3 protein-coding genes are annotated in these 2,163 nt (G+C 56.8%); 1 reads left to right on the top strand and 2 read right to left on the bottom strand.

Going from position 1 to position 2,163, the window contains the following annotated elements; all coding sequences use genetic code 11:
• A partial coding sequence (locus EN993_RS35065; protein ID WP_164758031.1) for a DUF2848 family protein occupies positions 1-418 on the bottom strand: 418 nt, incomplete at its 3' end.
• Between the two features lie 31 nt (positions 419-449).
• Positions 450-1,259, bottom strand: coding sequence for a transporter substrate-binding domain-containing protein (locus EN993_RS35070; RefSeq protein ID WP_348630455.1), 810 nt, complete (start codon positions 1,257-1,259; stop codon positions 450-452).
• A gap of 116 nt (positions 1,260-1,375) precedes the next feature.
• On the opposite strand from EN993_RS35070, the gene EN993_RS35075 reads away from it, so the two are divergent.
• On the top strand, positions 1,376-2,163 hold a 788-nt coding region (locus EN993_RS35075), incomplete at its 3' end, for a LysR family transcriptional regulator (protein ID WP_164758032.1).

Consider the following 2,163-nt stretch of genomic DNA (forward strand, 5'->3'; position numbering starts at 1 on the left):
GCCCCAGCCGATCCCAGTGGTCCGTCACGCTGCTTAACGGCCAGGCATGCCGCGCCACGACTTTCTGGCAAAGGTTCTTACTTTTTTCAGCCATCCCGGCAGCTTCCACCGCGGTGTCGCACTGATCGTTGCCGACAGTTACGAACACCTCTCCTTCGTGGCCAAATAAGACAAACTCCACCTCCGGAGTTGTATCGGTCCCATACACTTCATGCCGGTCCGCCTGGCTCAGAAGCGCTGGGATGACGGGGTAGATTGCCGGAAAGCGAGCCGGGCGCGGCACGCCGACCTTCTCCATGTCTGCGATGTGACGCTCCGTTGCTGCGACGTCTCGGCCCGCGAAACCGGCCAGCAGTAAGGTGGCGATGCGGACAGTCAGCGGGCGACTTTCGCAGTCAAAGTGGAGCTTGCCTGACATGTCCGCACCCTGCCCTTCAGTGTCTGCGGTTTCAGTTGCCGTAGATGTCAAACGAAAAGTACTTGGCGTTGATCTTGCCATAGGTGCCGTTGGCGCGAATGTCGTCGATCGCGGTGTTCAGTCTGTCGCGCAGCTTGTCGTTACCCTTTCTGAGCGCAATACCGATCCCTTCGCCAAGGCATTCGTGATCCTTTTGCGTGTCGCCAACAATCTCGTATGCATCGCCACCATCGGCCTTGAGCAGCTGCTGGTCGGTCCCAATCGAATCGGCAAAGACGAGATCCAGCCGTCCTGCCATCAAATCGCTGAAAGATTCGAGCTGGCTCGGATAGAATTTTATCTGACTGTCCGGGAACTTCTTTTGAACGTAGCAGGCGTGAATCGTTCCGCGCTGAACGCCGATGATTTTGCCTTTCAGGCCCTGCGGCGAAATTGTGAAACCGGAGCCTTTCTTGGCGCTGAAAACATCCGGCGCTTGATAGTATTTGTGCGTGAAATCGACCTTTTTCTGGCGTTCGTCGGTGATCGTCATGGATGCGACGATCAGGTCGTACTTGCGGGCAAGCAGCCCAGGTATCATGCCATCCCAATCCTGCTTGACGATCTCGCATTTAGCCTTGATGTCGTCACAGAGCGCATTGGCGATATCGATGTCGAAGCCCGAAAGTGAACCATCTGGATCGACCTGGTTGAACGGAGGATACGCGCCTTCAGTCGCTATACGCAGAGTTTCCTCCGCCTTTGCTGGAACAATCGCTATTAATGTTAGCCCAACAACAAAGACAATACTCTTCAGCACGGTGTTCTCCTCCCAGCCGTAAAGCGTGGCCGTGTCGATCACGGTCGCTGCGGGAGTGTTAAGTGAACTGGCGAGACATAGGAGTTTGATTTCTTAAACGTACGTTTGATAGACTCGCATCCACCGGGGCCGCATGTTAGTCTCAGAGACTAGAGCGTATGCGTAACCAGATTCCGCCCCTCGACAAGATTGACATTCGCCTGCTGCGCGTCTTCAGGGTCGTCGCAGAATGCGGTGGTTTCGCCGCCGCCGAGGAAACGTTGAACCTCAACCGTTCGACGATTTCGATCCATATCTCGGATCTTGAAACACGCTTCGGCATGAGGCTGTGCGTACGCGGGCCAGGCGGCTTCTCGCTTACCAAACATGGCGAGGTCGTCTACGAGGCGACACTGCGCCTGTTCCATGCGCTCAACGGTTTCCGCAGCACAGTCGGAGGCGCCAAGGGCCAACTGAGGGGAGAATTGTCGATCTGGCTGATGGACAACATGTCGACGGACCCATGCAACCCTGTCAGCCTCGCCATCGAGCGCTTCCGTAAAAGACCGAACGAAGTTGAGATCATCGTCAACGTGGCGCCACCGGACGAGGTCGAAAAAGCTGTTCACGCTGGCCGGTGCAACCTCGGCATCTGCGGAAGCAAGACCGGACTGCCGGATTTGGAGTATCAGCAACTTCACACCGAAGAAATCACGCTCTATTGCGGGCGCAAACACCCCTTGTTCGAGGAAGCGCTGTCGTCGATCGCAGCCGACCGACTGTCCTCGGCAAACTTCGTGCGTCGCGGTTTCGTGGTCGAGAAGCACGAAATGGTTGAAACCGGCTGGGCGTCCGATGCGATCTCCATGCACTTGGAGGGTACGCTGCACCTCATCGCCACCGGCCTCTACATCGGCTACCTGCCGACCCACTATGCCGAGCAATGGGACACAGGCGGAGATCTGCG

It is taken from the genome of Mesorhizobium sp. M7D.F.Ca.US.004.01.2.1 (assembly GCF_003997785.1).
GTDB classification, from domain to species: domain Bacteria; phylum Pseudomonadota; class Alphaproteobacteria; order Rhizobiales; family Rhizobiaceae; genus Mesorhizobium; species Mesorhizobium loti.